The sequence below is a fragment of the Microcystis sp. LE19-41.2A genome, from assembly GCF_027530405.1.
GTDB lineage: Bacteria > Cyanobacteriota > Cyanobacteriia > Cyanobacteriales > Microcystaceae > Microcystis > Microcystis aeruginosa.
The window spans coordinates 1-22898 of sequence record NZ_JAPZQJ010000544.1 but is presented as its reverse complement, the minus strand read 5'-3'; the positions used below and the strand labels follow the sequence as shown (position 1 = coordinate 22898).

Below are 22898 nucleotides of genomic sequence, written 5' to 3'. Positions count from 1 at the left end.
CCGTCGTAACGCACCACCTATCATCAACTAAGTAGTAAAACGTAGAAAGTAAAAATCCGTCGTAAAGCACCACCTATCTAAGTAGCCGGTTACAATGAGATCACTTACTTAGTATTTACTAAATACCTAGTTTTTGCAATGTTAGTAAACGTTCTTTACTAAACTCCTCGTACACTGTTTTCAGATGAGTAATATTCTCCTCCTCTGTTTCCAAAGTTTTCCCGTCTTTAACCACTTTTTTGCCTTGACTTGCCAAAATTTGCCAAACAAATTGTACGGCATCTTGGTTAGAGGATTTAGCCAAGAGGAATAATTGTTCTAAACGATTGACCACTACTCCAGTCCCAATCAAAGGAGAAGCTAAAAAGCTTAATTCCTCACTATAGACTGCTTTCGCTTTCACTGCATTATTAAAAGCATCAGTAGATGGTTTCCGTTGTTGGCAAGTTTGCTCATCCACAGCAGGATGAATATAGCCAATACCAGTTAAAATCACGAGAGCTTGGTAAAGACCATTTAAGTTAATATTTGAGGTTTTGGGGTGATTTTGTAGTTGCAGTAAAGTTTGGGGAGATTCCGCCAAAACCTGACAAATTGGCTGATAAATTGCCTCCTGTAACTTAACTTCTCCCACGGGGAACTGCTGCTCGAACTTGATATTTGCGGGATTAACAAGTAGAGCAAACCGGGTTTCTTGTAGTTGTTTAAGCTGTTCTTGGTTGGTTAAACCTAAAGAGCCTCGACTAAAAATATCACGACGGAATTGGCTATTAACGAAGAAATCTCGCACTACTTCCCGATAGATTGGGTCGCTGATTTTTGCTAATTTTTCTTGGGCTGCTGGGGAGAGATTGACCATATCAATATGATCATTAATATGGGCGGAACCCACATATTTAAGTTTAGCATCCTCTAATTCTTTCGCCACTTCATCGAAGTAAAAAGAATTCCATTCCTGATTGAAATACTCGTGAGCTAAATAATAACGATTTTGGTCTTTCAGGCGCTCGTAACGACTTTTTAAAATTGGATTTTGGACAAAATAACTAGCATTAGCTTCTAATAATTCTCCCGTAAAATTAAGAGCCTGTTCAATGCGGGTTAAAATTGACTCGGAACTGTGTTGACCATGACGTAACATTAAAGCTTGCATCGGCATCGCCGCCGACCAACCCGGAAGGGCATTATAGGAGATATAAACTAATCCCCCCACCTTGAGATTGCGGCGAATAAAATCAACTATTGCTTGGCGATTTCTGGCAGTAATCCAGCTATAAATTCCGTGCAGACTGATGAAGTCAAATTGAGGTAAATCTCGCTCTAAAAATTCCTCAAAACTATCATCAAAGAAAAGAATATTCTTCATTCCCGCCTTGGCCGCTAAATCTCTAGCTGTGGCGATATGGCTAGGATTGAAATCATTGGCATAAAATTGGGCGTGGGGATAGGTAGCCGCTAAAATATTCGTGGTAAAACCCTGACCACAGGCCAATTCACAATAGGTAAATTCTTGGCTAGAATCGGGGGGTTGAATCGATTTAATCAGAGTCGCTAAACCTAATTTTAGGGGACTTAACTCGCCGTAAAAGCCGCTAGTGTAGTTAACTTCCGATACATATCCTTCTGTCCAACTCATAGATTTTCCTCAAATATAATGACAATTCCTAAAATTAAGACTTGATTATACAGCAAAAGAGCCATGTCCCCTAGATTTTTGTTGGTGACAGCAAGGAGAAAAAATTATACAATGTCTATTAATACTAGAGTATTAACCGTTTAGCCAAACAATTCGGCAACTGCCAATAAACCCTAGAAGCGAGATTTCTCGTGAAAACTGACAGTCTCTTTTACCAAATCTTCCTGCGTTTTCCGGACAGTTTCTTTGACCTAATCGGACAACCGCAACCGGGAGCAGCAAACTATCAATTCACCTCCCAAGAGGTGAAACAACTCTCTTTCCGTCTCGATGGCTTATTTATGCCACTCAGAGAAGATATTCAGCAACCCCTCTACCTAGTGGAAGTGCAGTTCCAACCAGACGACACCCTCTACTATCGACTTTTTGCGGAATTGTTCCTATTTTTAAAACAATATCAACCACCTCACCCCTGGCAAATTGTCGTCATTTATCCCCATCGTGGGGTGGAACGGGAACAATCCCTACATTTTGGCGAAATCCTCAATTTATCGAGTGTTAGACGCATTTATCTCGATGAATTGGCCCCAAGGGACAATCCCTCCTTAGGAATTGGTGTGATTAAATTAGTAGTAGAGTCGGAAACAGCAGCGGTGAGAACTGCTCAAACCCTAATCGAGCGCACCAGAGAAGAAATCACCGACCAGTCCAGTCAACGGCAGTTAATTAATCTAATCGAAAGTATCATTATTTACAAATTCCCCCAGAAAAGTCGCAAGGAAATTGAAGCTATGTTTGGACTAAGTGATTTAAAACAAACGAGAGTCTATCAAGAGGCACTGGCCGAAGGAGAAGAACGGGGTCTAGAACGGGGTCTAGAACGGGGTCTGCAAGAGGGGGAACGTCTGGTGGTGGAAAACCTGCTCCGAGTCCGTTTTGGTGAGTTAGACCCACCACTGCAAGCTATTATCAGCCGGATTTTACAATTGTCCCCAGAAGAATTTACTCCTTTACTTCTCCATTGTTCCAAGCAGGAACTCTTAAAGCGATTTCCCCCAGAAAAGTCGCGAGGAAATTGAAGCTATCACCCCCCTTATCAAGGAGGGAAGGGGGGATCGACACCCCCCTTATCAAGGGGGGATTAAGGGGGGATCAAGGGTAGGGTTAATTCATGAATTAACCCTACTATGAGAGTTAATTCATGAATTAACCCTACTACTTCCCCCAGAAAAGCTGAAAAAGTAGGGGCAAAGGTAGAAAACGGGTTTCTCGGAGAAACCCGTTTTCTGTGCGTTACTCACAGGAGGCAAAGGTAGAACCCTAGAACTAGAAAAAACCAAAAACCCCCCCGATAAGGGGAGGTTTTTTCTAGCCGAGGGGCAGAGGATTAAGCAATGAAAGTGGTAAACTGAGCGTTGCCGAAGTTAGCGTAATCTCCATCAGTCATCGCCACGCGGGAAATGACGGTGAAAGCATCTGTCGCTTTAATCTTGTCATCGCCACTATTGACTACACCCAATACCATCTGTTTATTAGCCGAATCGTAGTAGGAGGTGAGAATATCAATACCAGCCGCAGCAACCTTGATCTGTCCACCAGCGATCGCGGCATTAAAGCCTTCCTGTGCGGTGTTAGCCGCCACGATATTGCCTGTCCCCGTGAGTCTGAGGAAATTGGCCGTAGAGGTTGATAGGTCAACCGTAGCACCCTGGGCCACCGAGGTAGTCGCCACCGCATCAGCAGCAGCCACAGCAGTATTCTTAAGGGTCTCTAAGGGGGCAGTAGCACCACTAACACCAGCGGTTGAAATCGTAATGAGGTCGGTGGTAGTAGCGGTTCCACCAGTGAGGAAATCGGTGACGGTGCTATATTTATCTTGCTCATTTAACGCTTGATTTCCAGCCACAGCCTTGGTGAAGATAACCGTATCGAACCCATCCCCTAGTGTGATTTGGTCAGAACCACCAGAACCAGTGATGGTGTCTTTTCCAGTACCGCCACTGATGAAGTCATTGTTCTTACTACCAAACAGAGCATCATCGAAAGTGGAGCCGGTGAGGTTAATTCCCTCAGTAGCTCCCGGGTTAGATACTTTCGTCATGGTTAAACCAGTGGTTCCAGCGGTTGCCTCCGTCAGACCAGAAGCATCCAATTTCTCGGCTGTCACTGCACCACTGATTGTCAGGCTGGAGTTACCAGTGATGGTGATGGTTTCCACCACACCAGGGGTCTGAGGAAGGGTTATTGCGCCAATTTTATGATTACCAGCGCCAGAGTTATTGACGACAAGATTAAGTTGCTCGATCGAGAGGTTAGGCGTGTCGGTGTTATTCAGGTTGAGGTTGCCGACAGGAATGTTACCCTTTTCTGTTTGCAAAGGAGTTCCGGGATCATCGCCGTCGATGGTGAAGGTCAAAGAATCCTTGTTACCACCACCATTGGCTTGTACGTTCAGAGTAGCACCAACAGATGTATTCTTTAAGACGTTAACCGAGTTGGCACCTGCGGCAAAGCGGATCGTGTAGTCACCGGCAGTTACTGCGGCTAGGGTCACCGTGGTGATCTTATCACCGATTAGGTCAGCCCGGAGAGTCTTGGTAGCCGTGCCACCAGTAGATAAGGTCAGGCTTTGGGTATTTTTGATGTTGGTATCGGCTGCGGTAATGGTTTCTGCATCTGCCGCCGCTACTGCTAAAGTGTTGGCACCGTCGCCACCGTCCACTTTATCGGTGGCAGTGAACTCACCTGCCTTGAAACGGAAAGTGTCATTACCTTTGCCGCCGAGGAAATCCACTGTACCGTTGCCCGCAGTAACGTCCAGATCACCTTCAAGGGCAGAAGCGTCCAGCTTGGTGGCGGTGTTGGGGAGAGCAGCAGCGATGAGGAGATCCTGATCTCCAGTGATGGTGATTTCCTGCGAGCCTGTGGCGGTTAGTGCCGCCACAGCGTTGGCTAAACCCTTGCTTTCGATGGAAATCTTTTCGTAACCATTGTTACCCGATACCGGACTAAGTAATAAGGTTAAGAAAGTGGCAGCAGCACCGGTGACGGGGCTGAAGCTACCCACCTGATTGAGGGTGACAGCCACTGCATCTTCGTCACCCGCTAGAGCGGCACCCGCAATAGTGATAGTGAGTGGTACGTCAACAGTGAGGCCAGTACGATTGACCGAGACTTTTTCTACCGCCGTCTGGAAGTTGCTGAGATCAAGTCCTTTTGTGCTATCTGATAGGTCAACATTTTTAACCCCAACAACATTAGCACCGAATACCTGTAAGAGGCCTTTGCCCGTATTAACCACGTTGAGGGTCTCGATGCCCTTCATCGTCGGTAGCACTGGACCGGTACTGAGGGTTTCTCCACCGGTGTTGAGAACTGTCAAGGTGGGGTTGGTGCCAGAACCGGTGAGATTGTCACCACTGTTGAAGGTGGAGTTAAACTGACCGAAATTATTGACCGTCGGAGCGAGGAAGCTATTGGCGGTGAGTATGTCCACACCTGCGGTGAGGATGGCACTGTTGCCCACACCAGCCGCCGCCTGGGCCGCCAAAATATTAAGGTCTTTGGCCGCAGTAACACTAGCCTCTTCTGCTGTGACGGTTTCGAGGATGCTCCAAGAGGTGTTGTAGTCTTCCTCGGTAAAGCTAGTAATACCTTGCAGTTGGAACTGGGCAGCGAAATCAAGAGCTACTTCTGCCCGGTTGACCAGGGCCTGTTGGATTTCGGGGGGCTGGTACTGGTTAAGGACGATGGGGAAATCTAAAATATTAGGAATGCCGTTGCCATCGCTGTCGGCGGGACTACCGTCGGAATTGGTGAGACCGAGCCATTCAACCCAGTAGTCAATCTCGGCGGGGTCTAAATCGGCTTCTTGTAGGCCGTAGGCATTGTTAAAGACCTCTAGAACGTACTGCTTTCTGGTAGCATCGGTGGCGGCTCCAGGGGCAGCTAGGAGGGGATAGGTTTCTTGGGCTGCGGTCGAAGTGGCGAAAACAAGAACCGTTTCTTCCCAGGTCAGGGATGTCAAGCTAGGGTTAGTCTGCCACAAGCTAATGTCAGAGGCTGACGGAGCTTGGGAAGCATAAAGAATATTTAACGAAGCGTACACTTCTGGACTGATTGCCATGTTTTTAATCTCAACTCCTCACGGTTATGATAATTTGAGTTCGTCTAGAGGTCGGGGGACCCTAACGGCTACTCGGATAAAATTATAACAAATTTTTCTGGTTTGGGCAAGTAGAAATCCTGTGGACATAAAAAAGTTATTCCTTGGACAGTCTGAATGGTGGCTTGACCCTAAGTTTTTCCCGCAGGAAAAACTGGGGGTAGGAAAAGCCCTCTTAAGTATGGCTCAGTTTCCCCTTCCCGAAATAGTGATCTAAGGACTGTTTAATCCTGTCCCTTGCTCTCCCACTTGGTACTTGGTCTGTCGGATATCTGGGAAGAAAATAGACTGTTCTTCTTTTCCCTCGCACGGCAAGGACTAGACGGGTTAGGAAAGTCAAGCCACTCTAGTTCTCATAGTACCAAATCGGGGCAATACCGGCTTGAGTATTTACAAAAATACAATCTAATGTGGTTAGCACTCCCCCTTGATCGCGATAGGCATCGGCCACATCCCAAAGCCGAAAATTAAAGGATAATAACCAATCGGCGATTTCGGTTAAGAGGGGAGTTTTTTGGCCATAGCCCCGATAGAGCCAGCATTCGAGAAAGAGAACATCGACTTTAGGTAGGGTTTTGACGGCTCCTTTAAGTATAGACAACTCCGAGCCTTGGGTATCAATTTTGATCACTTGGGGATGGGGTAAACCAAGTCGGGCAATTGCGTCATCAATTGTTAACATTTGCACCGAGATGGGAGTGGTGGGCTGACTATCATCACCGGTTGGCAAGAGGCTACTGCTCACCACGTCCGTGGAAACATTCATCGTCACCTCGCCGCAGGTTTCACCTAGGGCGTATTTATACAGATGAAAGGAGGGATAGACTCGCAGGATTTCTGAGATTAATTCCCGATAGTCGCTGCTGTAGTCGATGAGGGGTTCAAAGAGATAAAATTCAGCTTCCTGCAGCACCTGTTTGATATAGTAGGACCAGCCACTATTAGAAGCACCCACATCAAAGATCACCCTCGGGGTGTAACCTAGGTTTTGTAGTCGTTTAAATACCTGTCGATCCAATTGGAGGACTTGAGGATCTAAGTCATCAAGCATTTTTTGGTAATTCTCTTTAAGTCTATTATTGTTGTGAGTCATAATCCCTACCCAATTCTGTTCTGTCTCCAACCAATAATTGTTTTTGAGCAATTAATCTATAGAGTCTAAGTAGCTGGTTATAATTAAGTTAAAAATGGATTTTAGGTTCGATCCCCCCTTAGTCCCAAGGGTTGATTCATGGTAGGGTTGATTCATGAATCAACCCTTGATAAGGGGGGTGTCTGATAATTTTTAACGCCTACCTACTTAACTCTAGATGAAGATTTTGCTGTCATCTTCATCTAGTCCCACAATTTTTTTGCCTTGATATTCACGCATACCAAAGCAGTTAAAATCTCCTGGCATAGAGGTTTTGTAGAGAGTGATTTTTTCTGAATAGTTTATCATCGATAAATCATTATGAAAATTCTCCAATAAATAACGAAGATAGTTGTCGCAGTAGTAGGGGCGAGCTAAATAACCTTTATTAAAACCACACAGGAAAATTTTCAGAGAAAAAGGAAATTGAGCGAGAAAGTTAAAAACTGCGGCTGTCACTTGGGGATAACTGGGGTTAAAAAAGTCATCCATACAAATTATTCCTTCCTCACTCAAAAGCTGATTAGCAATCTGTAAATCGTTAAAACAAGCGGAACCGGAATGGGCTCCATCTATGTGGATCCATCTACAGCTGGAAAAAAACTGGTGAAGATTAGCTTCATTTTGCCAAAAATTTTGAGATTTACATCGATAAAAATTACTGTTAGAGTGTACATTTCTGAGAAGCTCTTGGGCTTCGTCAAACATAATCAAGTCAACTAATAGACAGGTTTCTTCTGGGTTAGCATGAAGACAAGATAAAATAGCTGATTTTCCTTTCCACACTCCTATTTCTAAAAAATTACCTTTGATATTATGGTTAGTTTGATAATTTAGTAAGCAATCCCAAGTTATGGCGGCTTGCTCCATAAAAAAGCCCTCAACCGAAACTGATTGACTGACATACTCTTGAAATTTACTTGCCATAATTTTACTCTTTAATTGCTGTTTTCCATTCTAATTTGTTAGCAGATTTTAACTAAAATTCTACCAATTACAATTTAAGCTGAAAAATAAGTAGCTGGCATAACGGAAGCAGACCAAAGTAAGGCTTGATGGAAGACATGATAATCTTGGAAAAAGAAAACATTGCCCCAAGAATTATCGAGGGAATAGGCAGAATTACAGTAATAACTAACGTCGGAACTGCCCCAAATACGATAGATAACTAGATGCCAATGATAATCTCTTTCTTTCATGGCCTTGACTAAATCTGGTAATTGATTCATCGCTCCCGAACGACCAAAGGGGAAATTTTTATCCCAAAATTCCGCAACTACCACGGGATAACGATAGTTGCCCATACCTTTGATTACTTCTAAATCAAAGCCTTCTGTGTCAATTTTAACCAAACCAATATCTTTAGGTAATTCCTCGCCATCGTGGAGGCTGGCTAGGGTTTTAACAGTAACGGGAATAGTATCGGTAAATACTAAACCTTCCGAGAGAGAATGCTTAGTTAAGCTGTTATAAAAGCTGGCATCTTGATAGGTGTTGTCTGGGGTTTCATCGGTGGCTATATGCAGTTCTTGGGTTTGATTTTCGGAACCGAGAGCAAAGGGAAAAAGCCGAAAGTTAGGATGATTACCGAGGCGATTTTTCAGCTTATCGATTACAGCAGGAAAAGGTTCAAAGGCATAAACTTGATAACCAACTTGTAGGAGACGACTAGAAACATCGCCCCGATTAGCACCAATATCTACTGCAAGACGATGGGGAAGATAGGAATATAAATAAGTCATTAATTCGATGTCTAAATCTTGAAAATATTTTTGATCGATAATGACTTTGTATTTTTGAGAGTGAATATCTTCAAAGATTTGGCGGTTATCTTCGCTAATTTGCTGGAGATTTTCTTGTATTTTTTGTATGGTTCCAAAAACAGCATCGCTTTGCTGTTGGTAAGCTTCATAAATTCTCTGGAAAGAATCGATAATTGTATCACTATGTTTTTGGGAGTCTAATCGCACATCGCTGGCTATTTTTTGGAAAGTGTCCAGAGTTGATTCGTGCTGTTTTTGAGATTGGCTGGCTATTTTTTGGAAAGTATCGAGAGTTAATTCGTGCTGTTTTTGAGATTGGCTGGCTATTTTTTGGAAAGTATCGAGAGTTAATTGGTGCTGTTTTTGAGATTCGCTGTGATTTGTCTGGAGTTTTTCCGTCAATACTTGCATATTTTTAATTATATCTACGGAAAACTTCAGCAAAAAAGCTTGATTTTCCAGTGATAAATCAGCCTTTCGCTTGGTTTCTGCATTTTCTTGTCGGATTTGCTCCGTGGAGTTATTAAGTTGCTCAACCTTAAAATCTAAGGGATCAAGCTGATTAAGTTTCTCCAGTTTTTCCAGTTTTTGGATTTGTTCCAGTTGGACATGACTGAGTGAATCAAGTTTTTCTAGAAATAAATCTTTGACCGCTTTAACTCGCTGAACTATTTTATTTTTGGCTAATAATTTCTTGATCATTTTGGCTAGTGATTAGGTAAAATGTATTAATCTTGACTGGGAGAATTTTCAATTTTGCGGCTAGTTTCGGGAACTAACAAATCTTGACGAATAAAAACCACTTCCTTTTGGAGGAGTGTGCCATCAATGGGAGATCTCCATTCGCCGGTTTCGTCATAATAACGGAAACCAAGCTGATCCAAAAGATTAAGCATTTCATTGAAGACGAGAGCGTTCTGATCATAGCGAATAAAGGAGAGTTCAGCAACGACTAAATCCACCTGAGCGATAAATTCTTTGGCTCCTTCTAAGACGATATGCTCGGCACATTGCACGTCTAATTTTAATATTCCTCTGCCAGAAATTTGCTGATCTGTCGCCACCTGATCGAGGGTTTTTACCGCCACTGTAATCGTTTCATAGTTTCTAAAATCGGCGGGAGTGAGCAAGGAACTTCCGTATAAATCGGGGGAAACCTGAAAACTTAACTGACCAGCTTGATTAGAGATGGCAATTTCTAGTAATTCCGCTTTAGGAATATTACAGATATAGTAATTTCTGGCCGATTGCTCGTATTTTGAGATTAGCGGATCGATGAGGATAAAGCGAGCTTCAGGGAATAATTGACTAGCGGTATGAGACCAAATACCGTGGGAAGCTCCCACATCAACCACAAAATCTGGCTGATATTTTTGCCCTCGTAAACGTCGCATCACTTGATAGACTTGAGCATAATCTTTATAAATAATTGCGGGAACGGGGGGTTCAATAAAGTGAACTAAATCGATCGGCGATCGAGGTAAAATCGCTTCAAATCTGTCATCGGCCGCTTGTTCTTGTTCGATCGATTGCCGCACCCATTGATTGATCCCTTGATCCGAGAATTTTGCCGCTACCTTAACGGCATTTTCTCGCATTCTCTGCTGATTTTCTGGGTCAAGAACGTAGTCCACGGCTGCCGCCAAACTTTCAGATGTATAATCACAAACCACACCGATTTGAAAGCGATTAATAAAGTTAGCGGCTGAGGTTTTATTACTGCCTAAAAGAATTATTGGGGTGTTAGCGGTGGCGAGGTTAAAAATAATCCGGCCGGGTAAACTAAGGCGAGACAATTGTGTCCGATCATCTCTTTCGTCCATGGTCCCCGTGGGAACAATAACAAAGGGATATGCTTGTAGTTGTTGTCCTAGTTGTTCTTCGGGATAAAGTCCTTGGCTATAAAGTCCCCATTTTTCTAATTCTGCGGCAGATTCTTTGAGCCAATAATAGTTAGAATTGCCATACCAATCTAGTTTAATTCCTGCCCCTTCAATACTCTCTAAAAGAGATTGGAACCATTGGGGACTCCAAATGCTCCCTAATAAAGCTCCCCATTTTTCTTGACAGCGTTGGGGAGAAACTTCGGCAACTTCACTACTAATTAGACGGTGGGGAACGATCGCCGGTAGGAGCCAAAATTTGTAGCCGTACTTATTCTCGTAAGCGTCGCGGAGTTCGGGATGGGTGGCAAAACGAACGGAACATTTGCTTAAAAACTCTTTCATCAAAGCATCGGGAATCTCCTGAACGCAGATATTCTGATCGTCCATGATGTAGGTGGCAAGGGGAACGTTAAATAATTCCTTAATAGCGATCGCTGTTAGCAAGTTGCTGGCGTAGTAAGGGACACAAAAAACGCTCTCAATCTGGTTGTGTGCGAGAGTTTTGAGTACAGATTGAAAGATTTCCGGTCGCGATAGTTCCCGGTGATCAAGCACCAGACTGAACGCCCCAAAATTCTGTTCCCCACCGTAGTGATTAGCGGAGCGTATGGAAATAACTTGACGATTATCAGGAAAGATTCTTTTTACTAATGGCCCAGTGCCGTGCTGCTGATTGACTTCACAGGCAGTAATGACAACACTGCCACAGACGCAGTGGTTCTGGAAGGTGGCAAAGCGATTATCGATGGGTTGTCCCTGTTCTAGTGATCGCCAGAGCCAATCGTCAAAATGGTCAGCTTTTAAACTGGTGGCTAATTGACGACTAGCCTGACGAAGTTTTAGCTGATAGCTATGGGTACGGAGTTTGGCAATTTCTGTTAAAAAACTTGCGGATGCGTAATCACAGACAGAACCGAGGTCAAAATCTTGCACAAATTTAGCGGCGGCACTATCTTTCTGTCCGACCACCAGAATGGGGGTGTTAGCAGCAGCGACCATAAAAGGGATGCGGGAAGGTAAGCTCAAATAGGCTATTTCCGGCCGATCCTGTTCTTCTGCGGAACTGCCAGTGGGAACAAGGGCGAAAGGAGCTTGACGTAGGCGGTTAATTAGGTCAGCCTGGGGACAGTAGCCTTGAAAGAAAATTCCATCCTGCGCTAATTCTTCCTCTTGGAATTGCAGCCATTGACGATTGGGATTACCATACCAATCAATTTTTATTTGGGATTCCCGACATAACTGACGTAGTTTTTCTAACCAATTCTGAGACCAAATATTACCAATTAAAATGCCTCGCCCCATCAGATCAGGCATGACAATTTCAGGGGGAAACAGATAGCTTTCGACCACGGGAGGGATAAACCAGATTTTCTGCCTGTATTTTTTTTCATAGACTTGGCACAAGGGCAGAGAAATGCCTAAAATTAGATCGCTGCTATCGAGTAATTTCTGAACTGCTTCATCTTCGACGGCATTAACATAGACGTTCTGATCATCCATCAGGTAGGTACAAACGGGGACCTGAAAGAGAGATTTAATTGCCGCCCCTACATAAAAATCTTCGGTAAAATATGGGATTACTAAAACTCTTTTCGGTTTTAAATAAACCAATAAACTTTGAATTTTTACTAAAATTTCCCCATAGGAACACCCGCGCACATCTAGGCAAAAATTCTGAACACCAAAATCTTGATCTCCTTCGTAGAGATTAGTGGTTCGTAGGGAAACTATCCGGCTAGTATCGGGAAAATTTCTCTTTAAAAGAACGCCCACCCCGTGCCGCTCGTTAACCTCGTTGGGTGAGACGATGATATCATAACTTTCTTGGAATTTGTCGGCAAAACTATTTAAGTCTTGTAAGGACAAACTAAGTTCTTTTTGTAGTTCCTGATAAGAGGTGAACATAATGATTAATTTTAATAGGCTCTAACTATAGATATTCCATGGCTGCTGACAGGTTTTCTCAGAAAAACCAAGCATAACCTCGTTTTGCTTACTGCCTCGTCATTAAGATAACTGCCGTATTTTTCCTTGGTTATCCCTCTAGAAATTTTATATTTTTCGATATACCCTGTCAAATTTATTGTCATCCATCCCACAAAACCGAGATTGATCCTTGCAGGTCTTAATGTTCTAACATTGTTCATCTCCTTTTTACCAACTTCGGCCACCACTCTCACAATGACCTTTTTATATCGCTTTTTGTTTCCCCATCGGCAATTATCATCTTGCCTTGGCAGACTAGAACTGATGCACCACCCACAGAAACTTCCGTAATTGCCCGGTTGTTTTTCTGAAACTTTAATTGTAAACTGCTGGGTCTGCCCATTTCTACCCCTTGGATTATCGTCCATTGATTCATCCCTTCCCTAGAAGATTCTAACCCCCCTAGATAGCCCGCTAAAGCGGCCACAGCCGAACCGGTGGCGGGATCTTCCATAACTCCTAAACCGGGGGCAAACATTCGGCCATAGAGACGAGATTGGGGTGATTCTGGGTCAAAACAGCAGACAAAAAGGGAATTAGCGGGGGATTGTCCCAATAATGATGACCAGAGACTTAGATTTAGTTTTATTTTCCCTAAAACATCTCGGTTTCTAACGGGGATGAATAAAAAAGGGAGACCGCAGGAAAAGGCGCGGGGGGGATAACCGGGTAAGAAATCGGCAACGCTTAGGGAAAGAATCGCCGCTAAATCATCGAGAGCATAAGTATCCGTCACTAATTCTGGCAATTGTGCCACTTTTAACTCACTATAGACCGGTTTTTCCCCGTCCATGAGAATTTTCACTGGTACTAAACCGACTCCTTCCTCCAGATAAATCGTGGTTTCTTGGTGGGGGGGAATAGCACCGATTAGGGCTAAAATATAGGCTGTGCCGACGGTAGGATGCCCTGCAAAGGGTAATTCGGTACTGGGGGTGAAGATACGGACTTTTTTAGTGCCTTGGGGCGTTTCTGGCGGAAAAACAAAGACTGTCTCCGAGAAGTTAAATTCGGCGGCGATTTTTTGCATCTGGGTGTGGGTTAATCCAGATGCTTCCGGAAAAACCGCCAGGGGATTACCGCCAAAAATGCGATCACTAAAAACATCGGCGGTATAGTAGGATTGACACTCCCGCCGCCAAGCTGAGGCTGTGACGGAGGATTCTTGATTCACAGAAACCCGCTTTTGGGTACAAGTACCAACGAGTCTTACAGTTTCTCCCCAAGCTTGAAATTCCGACTGTCCATCGGTATTTGTTGACAGTATTCTCATACCTTCTTCCCTTAAATTCTTGGCTGCGTTTTCATCTCTATCGTGATGACTCTCACATTCTGGACAAATCCATTCACGAATACTGAGAGTCAACAAATCATTTTTAAATCCACAGCAAGAACAGAGTTTTGTACTCGGATAAAACCTGTCAACTTCTACAAGTTTTCCTCCCTCTCTTTCTAGCTTGTAATCCAAGAAATTAAGCAACATCCCAAAACCAGCGTCATGTATTGACTTGGCTAATTTAGTCCTTGCTAACCCTTTAATACTAAGATTCTCGGCTACAACGATTTGGTTTTCATCGCACAACTTTCTGGAGAGTTTATGAAGAAAATCTTGTCTAGTATTGGCTATCTTTTCGTGAACCTTGGCTACCTCCTTAACGGCTTTTTGGCGATTATTAGACCCCTTGGCTTTACGAGACAATGCTTGTTGTCTCCGCTTTAAACGTTTAGCGTATTTTCTGGTAGGTTTGATTGGGTCAACCTTGTAGGTTGTTTCACCATCAAAAACCGTAACCAAAGAAGATAAACCCAGGTCTATCCCTGATATTTTTAGTTTTTCAATGGTTGTTGAGTCATCCATCTCAAACAAGATGGCAGCAAAATATTTATCTGTACTGGTTTTAGAAACAGTTACCGACTTAATCTGGCCATTTATTACTTGAGAAATCTTAGCTTTTACCACCCCTAATTTAGGTAGCTTAATTCCATTATTTCTTATTGAACAACTTTCAGGATAACGGATTGATTGTTTTTTGTGCTTACTTTTAAACTTAGGGAATTTTGTTCTTGTTGAGAAGAAGTTCTTAAAAGCAGATTCTAAGTTTTTCAATGATTGCTGCAAGGTGGCGGCAGTAGCCTCAGCTAACCATTCAAAATTAGGTTGTTTCTTGAGTTGGGTAAGGTCTTTTGCCATATCACAGTAGGTCATTCCTTTACCCGTCTCTAGGTACTGATTGTTAGTTTTATTTAAGTAGTAATTCCAAACGAAACGAACGCAACCAAAGTTTTTAGCTAAGGCTAGTTCTTGTTCTTTGTTTGGGTATATTCTCACTTTTAAAACATTTAACATCAGCCTGAACCCATCTGTGCTATCTTTTGAGTATCACACTTACCGCTTAAATATGTCAAGCTTATACATACCTTGAGAATCAAGCCTTTCCCAATAAGTAAACGCTGTCGCGTTAGTTTAGATTCTGGTCGCAATTCATCGTTACGTTAATTTCTGGTATATTTTTAATTAAGGAGAAATTTAACGGGAGTCCTCTTGCTTCATTTAGATAGACTATAGGACTTATTGTGACATTTTTAGGAATATCTATGGGCATCGATCGCAGAGAGTTTCAGCAGCGTCGTCAGCAAGTAATGGAAAAAATCGGCCATGGAACCGCAATTTTTCGCAGTGCGCCCATGGCGGTCATGCACAATGACGTAGAATACACCTATCGTCAGGATAGTGACTTTTTTTACCTGACAGGATTTAATGAACCCGATGCGGTGGCGATTTTAGCACCCCATCACCCCGAACATCAGTTTATCCTGTTCGTGCAGCCAAAAGACCCGGAAAAAGAAACCTGGACCGGCTATCTCCACGGTGTGGAAGGAGCAAAGGAGATTTTTGGTGCTGATGAGGCCTATTCTATCCAAGAATTGGAGGAAAAATTACCCCAATATCTCGAAAAAGCCGAAAGAATTTATTATCATCTCGGACGGGACAAAACTTTTAATACAAACGTTCTTAATCACTGGCAAAAATTAATCGCCACTTTTCCCCGTCGCGGCACTGGACCGACTGCTTTAGAGGATACTAATTTTATTCTCCATCCTTTGCGCTTGCTGAAAACCGCAGCCGAATTGGACAATATTCGCAAAGCCACCGCTATTTCGGCCCAGGCACATAATCGGGCCAGAGAATTCACCAAAGTTGGTCACTACGAGTATCAAATTCAAGCGGAAATTGAGCATACTTTTCGCCTAGAAGGGGGTATGGGTCCTGCTTATCCTTCTATTGTTGCTAGTGGTGCTAATGCCTGTATTCTGCACTATATCAACAATGATCGCCAAGTACAAGAAAATGAGCTTTTATTAATTGATGCCGGTTGTGCCTACAATTACTATAACGGTGATATTACCCGCACTTTTCCCGTTAATGGTAAATTTACCCCCGAACAAAAAATTATCTATGAAATTGTTCTGGAAGCTCAACTAAAGGCGATTGAAGTGGTGAAAACTGGTAATCCTTATAATCTTTTTCATGACACAGCCGTGAGGACAATTGTGGAGGGATTAGTGGATTTAGGGCTATTGGTCGGCGACATTGATGAGATAATTAAAGAGGAAAAATATAAGCCTTTTTATATGCACAGAACTGGCCATTGGTTAGGATTAGATGTCCATGATGCGGGAGGTTATAAAGTTAACGAAGAAACTTGGCAAACTTTGCAGCCTGGTCATGTTTTAACCGTGGAACCGGGGATTTATATCTCCCCCGATATTAAACCTGCTGAAGGACAGCCGGAAGTGCCAGAAAAATGGCGGGGTATCGGTATCCGTATCGAAGATGATGTGTTAGTTACTGCCACAGGAAATGAGGTTTTAACTGCAACGGTTCCCAAAAAAGTTGAGGATATCGAATCTTGAGTAAAAAGCTAGGTGTTAAAAATTGTCAGTTTCCCCCTAACCCTAGGGTTGATTCATAGTAGGGTTGATTCATAGTAGGGTTGATTCATAGTAGGGTTGATTCATAGTAGGGTTGATTCATGGTAGGGTTGATTCATGAATCAACCCTACCCCCCTTAAGGAGATTCAATTAAGTTTTTTCTAGAGATTATTATGGTTGTCACCAAAGAAAAATTATATACCTTTGCGGAATATTTAAATTATCGAGACTGCACAGATAATAAGTACGAATTATTTAACGGAGAATTAATTTCCATGCCTCCCGCTAGTGGCTTTCATGCTTTGATACTTAGATATATATTTAAGGTGTTAGAAAGGGAAATAGAGAGGCTACAATTGGACTGGCAAGTTATGCCCGCTACGGTGGGAATTCGCACCGATAAAGCTAAATCGAGAATTCCAGATTTAATGATTTTAACTGCTGAACAATGTCAAGAGATTAGAAATATGACCATAGCAGTGATTGAATTTCCTCCCCTGTTAGTGGTAGAAATTGTTAGCCCCGGTAATGCCGATGATGACTACCGTTATAAACGTTCAGAATACGCAGTGAGAGGCATTCCTGAATACTGGATTATCGATCCTATGTCCCTAAAAATATCAGCTTTAACCCTGATTTCTGGATTTTATGAACTGGCAGAATTTGACAAAGAAGATAGGATAATATCGGTAACATTTCCCGATTTAAAATTAACTCCTCAAATGGTCTTTGAATACTAAAATCTTGGCTGGAGGTTATCATGATTGCTACCCAACAAAAAATATATACCTTTACAGAATATTTAAATTATCAGGACTCCACAGATAATAAGTACGAATTATTTAACGGAGAATTAATTTCCATGCCTCCCGCTAGTGGCTTTCATGCCTTAATTCTTGCCTTTCTTTATGATTATTTAATGGCAGAAATTAAAAGATTAAATCTAACTTGGAAAGTCATGCCTGCTACCGTGGGAATTCGCACCGATAAAGCTAAATCGAGAATTCCAGACTTAATGATTTTAACTGCTGAACAATGTCAAGAGATTAGAAATATGACCACAGCAGTGATTGAATTTTCTCCCCTCTTAGTTGTAGAAATTGTTAGCCCGGGTAATGCCGATGATGACTACCGTTATAAACGTTCAGAATATGCGGTAAGAGGCATTCCTGAATACTGGATTATCGATCCTATTGCTCTAAAAATATCAGTTTTAACCCTGATTTCTGGATTTTATGAACTGGCAGAATTTCACAACGAAGATAGAATAATATCGGTGACATTTCCCGATTTACAATTAACTCCTCAAATGGTTTTTGCCCAGTAGCATTATTAACGATTATGACTATCCCCTTAGAAATCCAACAACGCTGCCAACAATTAAAAACAGAACTACAAAGAGCCAGTTATGCTTATTATGTTCTTGATGATCCTTTTATACCCGATAGCGTTTATGATCAACTTTATCGGGAATTAGAAGACATAGAAAAGCGTTATCCCCAATTAATCACCCCCGATAGTCCCACCCAAAGAGTCGGGGATAAAATCTCTAGTCAATTCGTTTCTGTCCGTCATAATATTCCCCTGTATAGTCTCGAAAATGCCTTTAACCTCGAAGAATTAAATAAATGGGGCAACCGTTGGCAAAGATATGTAAATGAAACCCAAGACACGGAATATGTGTGTGAATTAAAAATCGATGGTTCCGCGTTAGCTTTAACCTACGAAAACGGCTTTTTAGTCAGAGGTGTTACTAGAGGGGATGGAGTCACTGGCGAAGATATTACCCCCAATGTGCGGACAATTCGCTCTATTCCTTTACGCTTAAATATAGATAATCCCCCAGCAATTGTGGAAGTGCGCGGCGAAGCCTTTTTCCCCCTCGATACCTTCGATAAAATCAATCAAGAAAGAGAAGAAAAAAGGGAATCTCTCTTTGCTAATCCCCGCAATGCGGCAGCAGGAACCCTACGACAACTAGATCCGAAAATAGTTGATAAAAGACGCTTACAATTTTTTGCCTATACCCTGCATTTAGACGATAACAATATCACTACTCAATGGCAATCCTTAGATAGATTAGAAACCATGGGATTTCTGGTTAATCCCCACCGTCAACTCTGTCCATCCCTGCAAGAAGTGGCGCAATACTATCAAGATTGGCAAGAAAAACGTCATCAATTAGCCTACATGACCGATGGTGTCGTAGTCAAAATCAACGATTTACAGCGACAAAATCGGTTAGGATTCACTCAAAAATTCCCCCGGTGGGCAATCGCTTTAAAATATCCTGCCGAAGAAGTCCCCACGGTAGTTAAAGATATTATCGTCAATGTGGGACGCACCGGTGCGGTTACACCCATGGCGGTGATGGAACCGGTACAGGTAGCAGGAACCACCGTACAAAGGGCTACTTTACATAATAGCGATCGAGTGGCCGAATTAGATATCCGCATCGGTGACACGGTAATTATCCGCAAAGCGGGGGAAATTATCCCAGAAGTGGTGAGAATCCTGCCCGAATTGCGTCCTCCCCAGACTTTACCCTTCCAGATGCCCACTAATTGCCCTGAATGTCAATCTCCCCTAGTTCGTCCGGTGGGGGAAGCGGTGACGCGCTGTGTCAATAGTTCCTGTCCGGCGATTTTGCGGGGAAGTGTAGTACACTGGGCTAGTCGCGACGCTCTCGATATTCGGGGATTAGGGGAAAAAGTGGTGATTTTGCTGATTGAACAGGGATTAGTTACTGCTATTTCTGACCTCTACAGCCTCGAAAAAACGGAAATTGCCAAATTAGACCGAATGGGCGAGAAATCAGCCTTAAATTTGATTACAGCTATGGCTCAGAGCAAAAATCAAAGCTGGTCGAGAGTACTTTATGGGCTAGGAATTCGCTATGTGGGCAGCGTTAACGCCAAAATTCTCGCCGAAAGTTTTCGGACTGTGGAGGAGTTAGCTAACGCCAGCGTGACTAATTTAGCCTCTGTCTATGGTATCGGTGAAGAAATCGCTCAATCGGTCTATGATTGGTTTAGAATCGAGGCTAATCGGGATTTAGTCGCTAAATTACAGGCAGCGGGTTTACAATTTGCCGCAGCAGCAAAAACCACCACCACTAAAGCCACCTTAGCAGGGAAAACCTTTGTGATTACTGGCACTTTACCAACTCTCAAACGGGAGGAGGCCAAAGAATTAATCGAAAAAGCTGGGGGGAAAGTGACGGGTTCTGTCAGCAAAAAAACCGATTATTTAGTGCTAGGAGAAGCGGCGGGTTCTAAGCTAGAAAAAGCCCTAGAATTGGGCATTACTCAGCTAACCGAAGCACAATTACTCGAATTAATCAAGGCTTAAAAGCTTAAGATTGGAGCAAATCTGCCGAAGCATTAAGTAGGGTTTGCTGAAAAAGTTTTTCGTGGGGACAGGGTGTGGGGTGTGGGGTGTGGGGTGTAGGTTTTTACCGATTCTCATCTGGTCAATTACCTAATTTTCAGAGAAAAAGTACCTGAATTTTCCCCCCCTCACTCCCAGAACTGGCACTTTTTGAGGGGAAAAAAGTCCAAAAGTCTTATCCAACAAGGTTTTTAGATTTATTCAGCAAACCCTAAGTAGAGTCTGCGGCAAAAAGTTTTTCGGTGGGGGTAGGGTGTGGCCCCCCCAACCCCCCCGACATCGGGGGGGCAGGTGGGGTGTAGGGTTTTACCGATTTTCATCTGCCAGCCCTAATTAATCGGGTAAATAAAAGCTGATAACTAAAAAAACTGATAGCTGATAACCCGGGAGAAAATATAATTGTAGCTACCTACCCATTCCTGATTAATTGCTATGGCAGAAGAAACCACCACCCCCGCAACTCCGGCAGCAGAAGCAGCAAAACCGGCTCAACCTGCGGCTGCTAAAAAACCCAAGGAGCCTACCGTCGAGGAAAAACCCTTCGCTGAATTTATTGAGCAGCATTTTCAGCCCGCACTGGCGGCAGCCTTGCAAAAGCTCGGTATAAGTGATATAAAGCTGTCCTTTAAACAGGATAAAATTCCCGTGCAGGGCTTTTCTAGCTCTCCCTGTTGGCAGTTAACTGGCAATTGGCTCGAGGGAATGCGTCAATTTAGCATTTATTTTTTGGAAGAAAACATCAATGGTAAAAAAGCTTTTTCTCAAGCTGAGGGCGGTGCTCAACCTAGTACACTTGAATCATTTATGATCGATGAAAGGAAAGTTAGTCTTGATTTACTGTTGTTTTACACCCTGCAACGGCTTAACGGTCAAAAGTGGTTGACTAGAAACTAAAATTGCTGAAGATTAGCGATCGAGAAGGGGGGTAAAATGAGTATAGACGACCACCGCTTATCGATCGCTAATAGTAATTATGCGTGTATTTGTACTACTTTTTAACGCAGGCACAGAAAACGAAGGTATCCACACCATTCAAATGGGAGCTATCAATAAGGTGTTGATGTTTGAATCGGAAGATGATGCCACCCGTTATGCTCTGCTGTTAGAGGCCCAGGATTTTCCGACTCCCACGGTAGAGAAAATTGATTCCGAGGAAGTGGCAGAATTTTGTCGCGGCGCCGGCTATCAAGCGGAAATGATTGCAGCGGGTATGTTGGTAATTCCCCCCGAAAGCAATGCCGAGGAGTTGGATTGGCAAAAAGAGGAGTTTTCCGAGATTCCCGATGCGGAGTTGGATTGGCAAAAAGAGGAAGTCTCCCTCGCCGAGGAGGAGTTTTCTGAGATTCCCGATGCGGAGTTAGACAGCATCCGTCGTCGTCTAGAAGGACTTTTGTAATCCAGTGATTCAGTGAACAGTAATCAGTAGTTTGGAGTCAGAAGACAGGATAGTAAATCAATATTGTTCACTGATAACTGATAACTGATAACTGATAACTGATAACTGATAACTGATAACTGATAACTGACCACTGATAACTGATAACTGATAACTGATAACTGACCACTGATAACTGATAACTGAATATGACAACCGTGGGGGAATTGGGCGAAAATTTGGTGGCGGATTGGTTGCAATTACAGCAATGGCATATTCTCCAGCGTCGTTGGCGTAGTGCTGGCGGTGAAATCGATTTAATCGTCTTGTCTAAATCCCAAGCGACTCTCGCTTTCGTCGAGGTGAAAACCCGCAGTGCTGGCAATTGGGATTTAGGGGGCAAATTAGCGATCAATGACCGTAAACAAGGGAAAATTTACGGAGCTGCCCAGATATTTCTCGCCTTTTATCCCCAATGGTCTGATTTAAGCTGTCGCTTCGATGTGGCGTTAGTTAGTTGTCAAAAGAGTTCTCTATTAGCTTTACCTGAGTTTTCCCTTGATTATCCCTGTCAGCTACAGGCAGGTTATCAATTGCAATTACAGGAATATCTCGTGGCGGTTTTCTAAAAACACAATAGGCCCGCCTAGGGAGGCGGGCTTCATCTTGTACAAACGATATGGACTCCTAAAAGTTTAACGGACTCAATACAATAGAGGTTTACAGAACCCACAACAGTCTATCTGTCAACTATCAAGATTTCTCAGTTTACCGACTCAGGTGCTGATTACGGCTCACTCCATCTGTCCTATATCGAGCAACAGAGGCGAAACCATACTTTACTTTACAAACTTTGAGAATCTGCGTCCGATTTAGCTGTTGCGTTGAGCTAGAGCAGGTGGCACAGGCTCTAGGTCTTTTTGCCTGGAAGGAAGTTGAGTCGCTTCCTTTGTGCCTTATGTTTTTAAGATAACACGTTTGTCAGGACTCGATCGACCTTGTGATTAAAGTTTACACTTATTGATTTTTAGCAAAAATTGCCGTTACAAAACTATAGATAAGTGGCTGATAGATGTAGATAAGTAGGGTCTGCTGAAAAAGTTTTTCGTGGGGGTAGGGTGTGGGGTGTGGGGTGTAGGGTGTAGGGTTTTACCGATTTTGAGGTAGTCAGTTACCTAATTTTCAGGGAAAAAGTCCAGGGATTTTCCCTCCGATCACTCCAATGGTAGGCACTTTTTGAGGGAAAAAAAGTCTAAAAGCCTTATCCAACAAAGTTTTTAGATTTATTCAGCAAGCCCTAAGTAGTCGTGCAAAATTAATTTCCTAGTCGAGACTCCGAGACTCCGAGACTCCGAGACTCCGAGACTCCGAGACTCCGAGACTCCGAGACTCCGAGACTCCGAGACAGCTATTAGGGATCGGATTTGAGTTTTCAGTTCACTGTTTCCTCACACCAGAAGTCTGACGGAGTAGTGGCTTAGATGTGTAATTAGGACTTGCTGAATAATGGTAAAACCCTTTGAAAATAAGGCTTTTGACCTGTTAAAATCTGATGTTAGTGCAAGAAAATAGGATTGGGACATTCAAAAACCTTGCATTATTCTCCTCGTAGTACATAAACTGGTACAAAA

Annotated in this window: 17 protein-coding genes and 1 pseudogene; 8 read left to right on the top strand and 10 right to left on the bottom strand. The window is 43.1% G+C overall.

Annotated elements, in window-relative coordinates; all coding sequences use genetic code 11:
* Positions 1-118 precede the first annotated feature (118 nt).
* Entirely contained in the window at positions 119-1636 is a 1518-nt protein-coding gene (locus tag O9290_RS22855) for a methyltransferase regulatory domain-containing protein (RefSeq protein WP_002762546.1), read from the bottom strand.
* A gap of 191 nt (positions 1637-1827) precedes the next feature.
* Between O9290_RS22855 and O9290_RS22850 the strand changes: the two genes are divergently transcribed.
* Complete coding sequence (locus O9290_RS22850; protein WP_288055632.1) at positions 1828-2715, top strand: Rpn family recombination-promoting nuclease/putative transposase; 888 nt, start codon at positions 1828-1830, stop codon at positions 2713-2715.
* Between the two features lie 308 nt (positions 2716-3023).
* Here O9290_RS22850 and O9290_RS22845 read toward each other — a convergent pair whose 3' ends face one another.
* The 8 genes and pseudogenes from O9290_RS22845 to O9290_RS22810 form a co-directional block, all read right to left on the bottom strand.
* On the bottom strand, positions 3024-5762 hold the full coding sequence (locus tag O9290_RS22845; RefSeq protein ID WP_288087584.1) for a beta strand repeat-containing protein: 2739 nt from the start codon (positions 5760-5762) through the stop codon (positions 3024-3026).
* Positions 5763-6147: 385 nt separating this feature from the next.
* Positions 6148-6894, bottom strand: a complete 747-nt coding sequence (locus tag O9290_RS22840) for an FkbM family methyltransferase (protein ID WP_288058248.1) — start codon at positions 6892-6894, stop codon at positions 6148-6150.
* A gap of 213 nt (positions 6895-7107) precedes the next feature.
* Complete coding sequence (locus O9290_RS22835) at positions 7108-7860, bottom strand: class I SAM-dependent methyltransferase (RefSeq protein ID WP_288058249.1); 753 nt, start codon at positions 7858-7860, stop codon at positions 7108-7110.
* Positions 7861-7934: 74 nt separating this feature from the next.
* Positions 7935-9398 (bottom strand): FkbM family methyltransferase, encoded by a 1464-nt coding sequence (locus O9290_RS22830; protein ID WP_288087583.1) that lies wholly within the window; start codon positions 9396-9398, stop codon positions 7935-7937.
* A 26-nt stretch (positions 9399-9424) separates the two neighbouring features.
* Positions 9425-12487 carry an FkbM family methyltransferase gene (locus tag O9290_RS22825; protein WP_288058253.1) on the bottom strand — a complete coding sequence of 1021 codons (3063 nt, stop codon included), beginning with the start codon at positions 12485-12487 and terminating at the stop codon, positions 9425-9427.
* An 11-nt stretch (positions 12488-12498) separates the two neighbouring features.
* Positions 12499-12729 carry a hypothetical protein gene (locus O9290_RS22820; RefSeq protein ID WP_288058254.1) on the bottom strand — a complete coding sequence of 77 codons (231 nt, stop codon included), beginning with the start codon at positions 12727-12729 and terminating at the stop codon, positions 12499-12501.
* Between the two features lie 29 nt (positions 12730-12758).
* Positions 12759-13742: a PhzF family phenazine biosynthesis protein gene (locus tag O9290_RS22815; RefSeq protein ID WP_288058257.1), complete on the bottom strand. Its 984-nt coding sequence runs from the start codon at positions 13740-13742 to the stop codon at positions 12759-12761.
* A 168-nt stretch (positions 13743-13910) separates the two neighbouring features.
* A pseudogene (locus O9290_RS22810) lies at positions 13911-14915 on the bottom strand (RNA-guided endonuclease InsQ/TnpB family protein); the annotation flags it as partial.
* Between the two features lie 248 nt (positions 14916-15163).
* Between O9290_RS22810 and O9290_RS22805 the strand changes: the two are divergent.
* From O9290_RS22805 to ligA, 4 genes are all read left to right on the top strand, one after another.
* Complete coding sequence (locus O9290_RS22805; RefSeq protein ID WP_002762536.1) at positions 15164-16483, top strand: aminopeptidase P N-terminal domain-containing protein; 1320 nt, start codon at positions 15164-15166, stop codon at positions 16481-16483.
* A gap of 192 nt (positions 16484-16675) precedes the next feature.
* A complete protein-coding gene (locus tag O9290_RS22800; protein ID WP_288059782.1) occupies positions 16676-17242 on the top strand; it encodes a Uma2 family endonuclease in 567 nt (188 codons plus the stop codon).
* Positions 17243-17262: 20 nt separating this feature from the next.
* Positions 17263-17829 (top strand): Uma2 family endonuclease, encoded by a 567-nt coding sequence (locus O9290_RS22795; RefSeq protein WP_002762534.1) that lies wholly within the window; start codon positions 17263-17265, stop codon positions 17827-17829.
* Between the two features lie 14 nt (positions 17830-17843).
* Entirely contained in the window at positions 17844-19853 is a 2010-nt protein-coding gene (ligA, locus tag O9290_RS22790) for an NAD-dependent DNA ligase LigA (protein WP_002762533.1), read from the top strand.
* On the opposite strand, the gene O9290_RS22785 is transcribed toward ligA, so the two are convergent.
* Complete coding sequence (locus O9290_RS22785) at positions 19839-19970, bottom strand: hypothetical protein (protein WP_287973342.1); 132 nt, start codon at positions 19968-19970, stop codon at positions 19839-19841. The two genes, ligA and O9290_RS22785, sit on opposite strands and share 15 nt — an antisense overlap.
* A 354-nt stretch (positions 19971-20324) precedes the next feature.
* Here O9290_RS22785 and O9290_RS22780 point away from each other — a divergent pair, with 354 nt between their 5' ends.
* The 3 genes from O9290_RS22780 to O9290_RS22770 all read left to right on the top strand — a co-directional run bounded on the left by O9290_RS22780 (position 20325) and on the right by O9290_RS22770 (position 21896).
* Complete coding sequence (locus O9290_RS22780; protein WP_002762532.1) at positions 20325-20786, top strand: DUF2996 domain-containing protein; 462 nt, start codon at positions 20325-20327, stop codon at positions 20784-20786.
* 79 nt (positions 20787-20865) lie between these two features.
* Positions 20866-21288, top strand: coding sequence for a DUF3110 domain-containing protein (locus O9290_RS22775; protein WP_002762531.1), 423 nt, complete (start codon positions 20866-20868; stop codon positions 21286-21288).
* A 188-nt stretch (positions 21289-21476) separates the two neighbouring features.
* Positions 21477-21896 (top strand): YraN family protein, encoded by a 420-nt coding sequence (locus tag O9290_RS22770; protein ID WP_002762530.1) that lies wholly within the window; start codon positions 21477-21479, stop codon positions 21894-21896.
* Positions 21897-22898 lie beyond the last annotated feature (1002 nt).

What these genes read in the sequence shown, in the direction of transcription:
- O9290_RS22855 (WP_002762546.1), bottom strand. Translation starts at nt 1,636, where the DNA reads ATGAGTTGGACAGAAGGATATGTATCGGAAGTTAACTACACTAGCGGC.
- O9290_RS22845 (WP_288087584.1), bottom strand. Translation starts at nt 5,762, where the DNA reads ATGGCAATCAGTCCAGAAGTGTACGCTTCGTTAAATATTCTTTATGCT.
- O9290_RS22840 (WP_288058248.1), bottom strand. Translation starts at nt 6,894, where the DNA reads ATGACTCACAACAATAATAGACTTAAAGAGAATTACCAAAAAATGCTT.
- O9290_RS22835 (WP_288058249.1), bottom strand. Translation starts at nt 7,860, where the DNA reads ATGGCAAGTAAATTTCAAGAGTATGTCAGTCAATCAGTTTCGGTTGAG.
- O9290_RS22830 (WP_288087583.1), bottom strand. Translation starts at nt 9,398, where the DNA reads ATGATCAAGAAATTATTAGCCAAAAATAAAATAGTTCAGCGAGTTAAA.
- O9290_RS22825 (WP_288058253.1), bottom strand. Translation starts at nt 12,487, where the DNA reads ATGTTCACCTCTTATCAGGAACTACAAAAAGAACTTAGTTTGTCCTTA.
- O9290_RS22820 (WP_288058254.1), bottom strand. Translation starts at nt 12,729, where the DNA reads ATGAACAATGTTAGAACATTAAGACCTGCAAGGATCAATCTCGGTTTT.
- O9290_RS22805 (WP_002762536.1), top strand. Translation starts at nt 15,164, where the DNA reads ATGGGCATCGATCGCAGAGAGTTTCAGCAGCGTCGTCAGCAAGTAATG.
- O9290_RS22800 (WP_288059782.1), top strand. Translation starts at nt 16,676, where the DNA reads ATGGTTGTCACCAAAGAAAAATTATATACCTTTGCGGAATATTTAAAT.
- O9290_RS22795 (WP_002762534.1), top strand. Translation starts at nt 17,263, where the DNA reads ATGATTGCTACCCAACAAAAAATATATACCTTTACAGAATATTTAAAT.
- ligA (WP_002762533.1), top strand. Translation starts at nt 17,844, where the DNA reads ATGACTATCCCCTTAGAAATCCAACAACGCTGCCAACAATTAAAAACA.
- O9290_RS22785 (WP_287973342.1), bottom strand. Translation starts at nt 19,970, where the DNA reads ATGAGAATCGGTAAAAACCTACACCCCACACCCCACACCCCACACCCT.
- O9290_RS22780 (WP_002762532.1), top strand. Translation starts at nt 20,325, where the DNA reads ATGGCAGAAGAAACCACCACCCCCGCAACTCCGGCAGCAGAAGCAGCA.
- O9290_RS22775 (WP_002762531.1), top strand. Translation starts at nt 20,866, where the DNA reads ATGCGTGTATTTGTACTACTTTTTAACGCAGGCACAGAAAACGAAGGT.
- O9290_RS22770 (WP_002762530.1), top strand. Translation starts at nt 21,477, where the DNA reads ATGACAACCGTGGGGGAATTGGGCGAAAATTTGGTGGCGGATTGGTTG.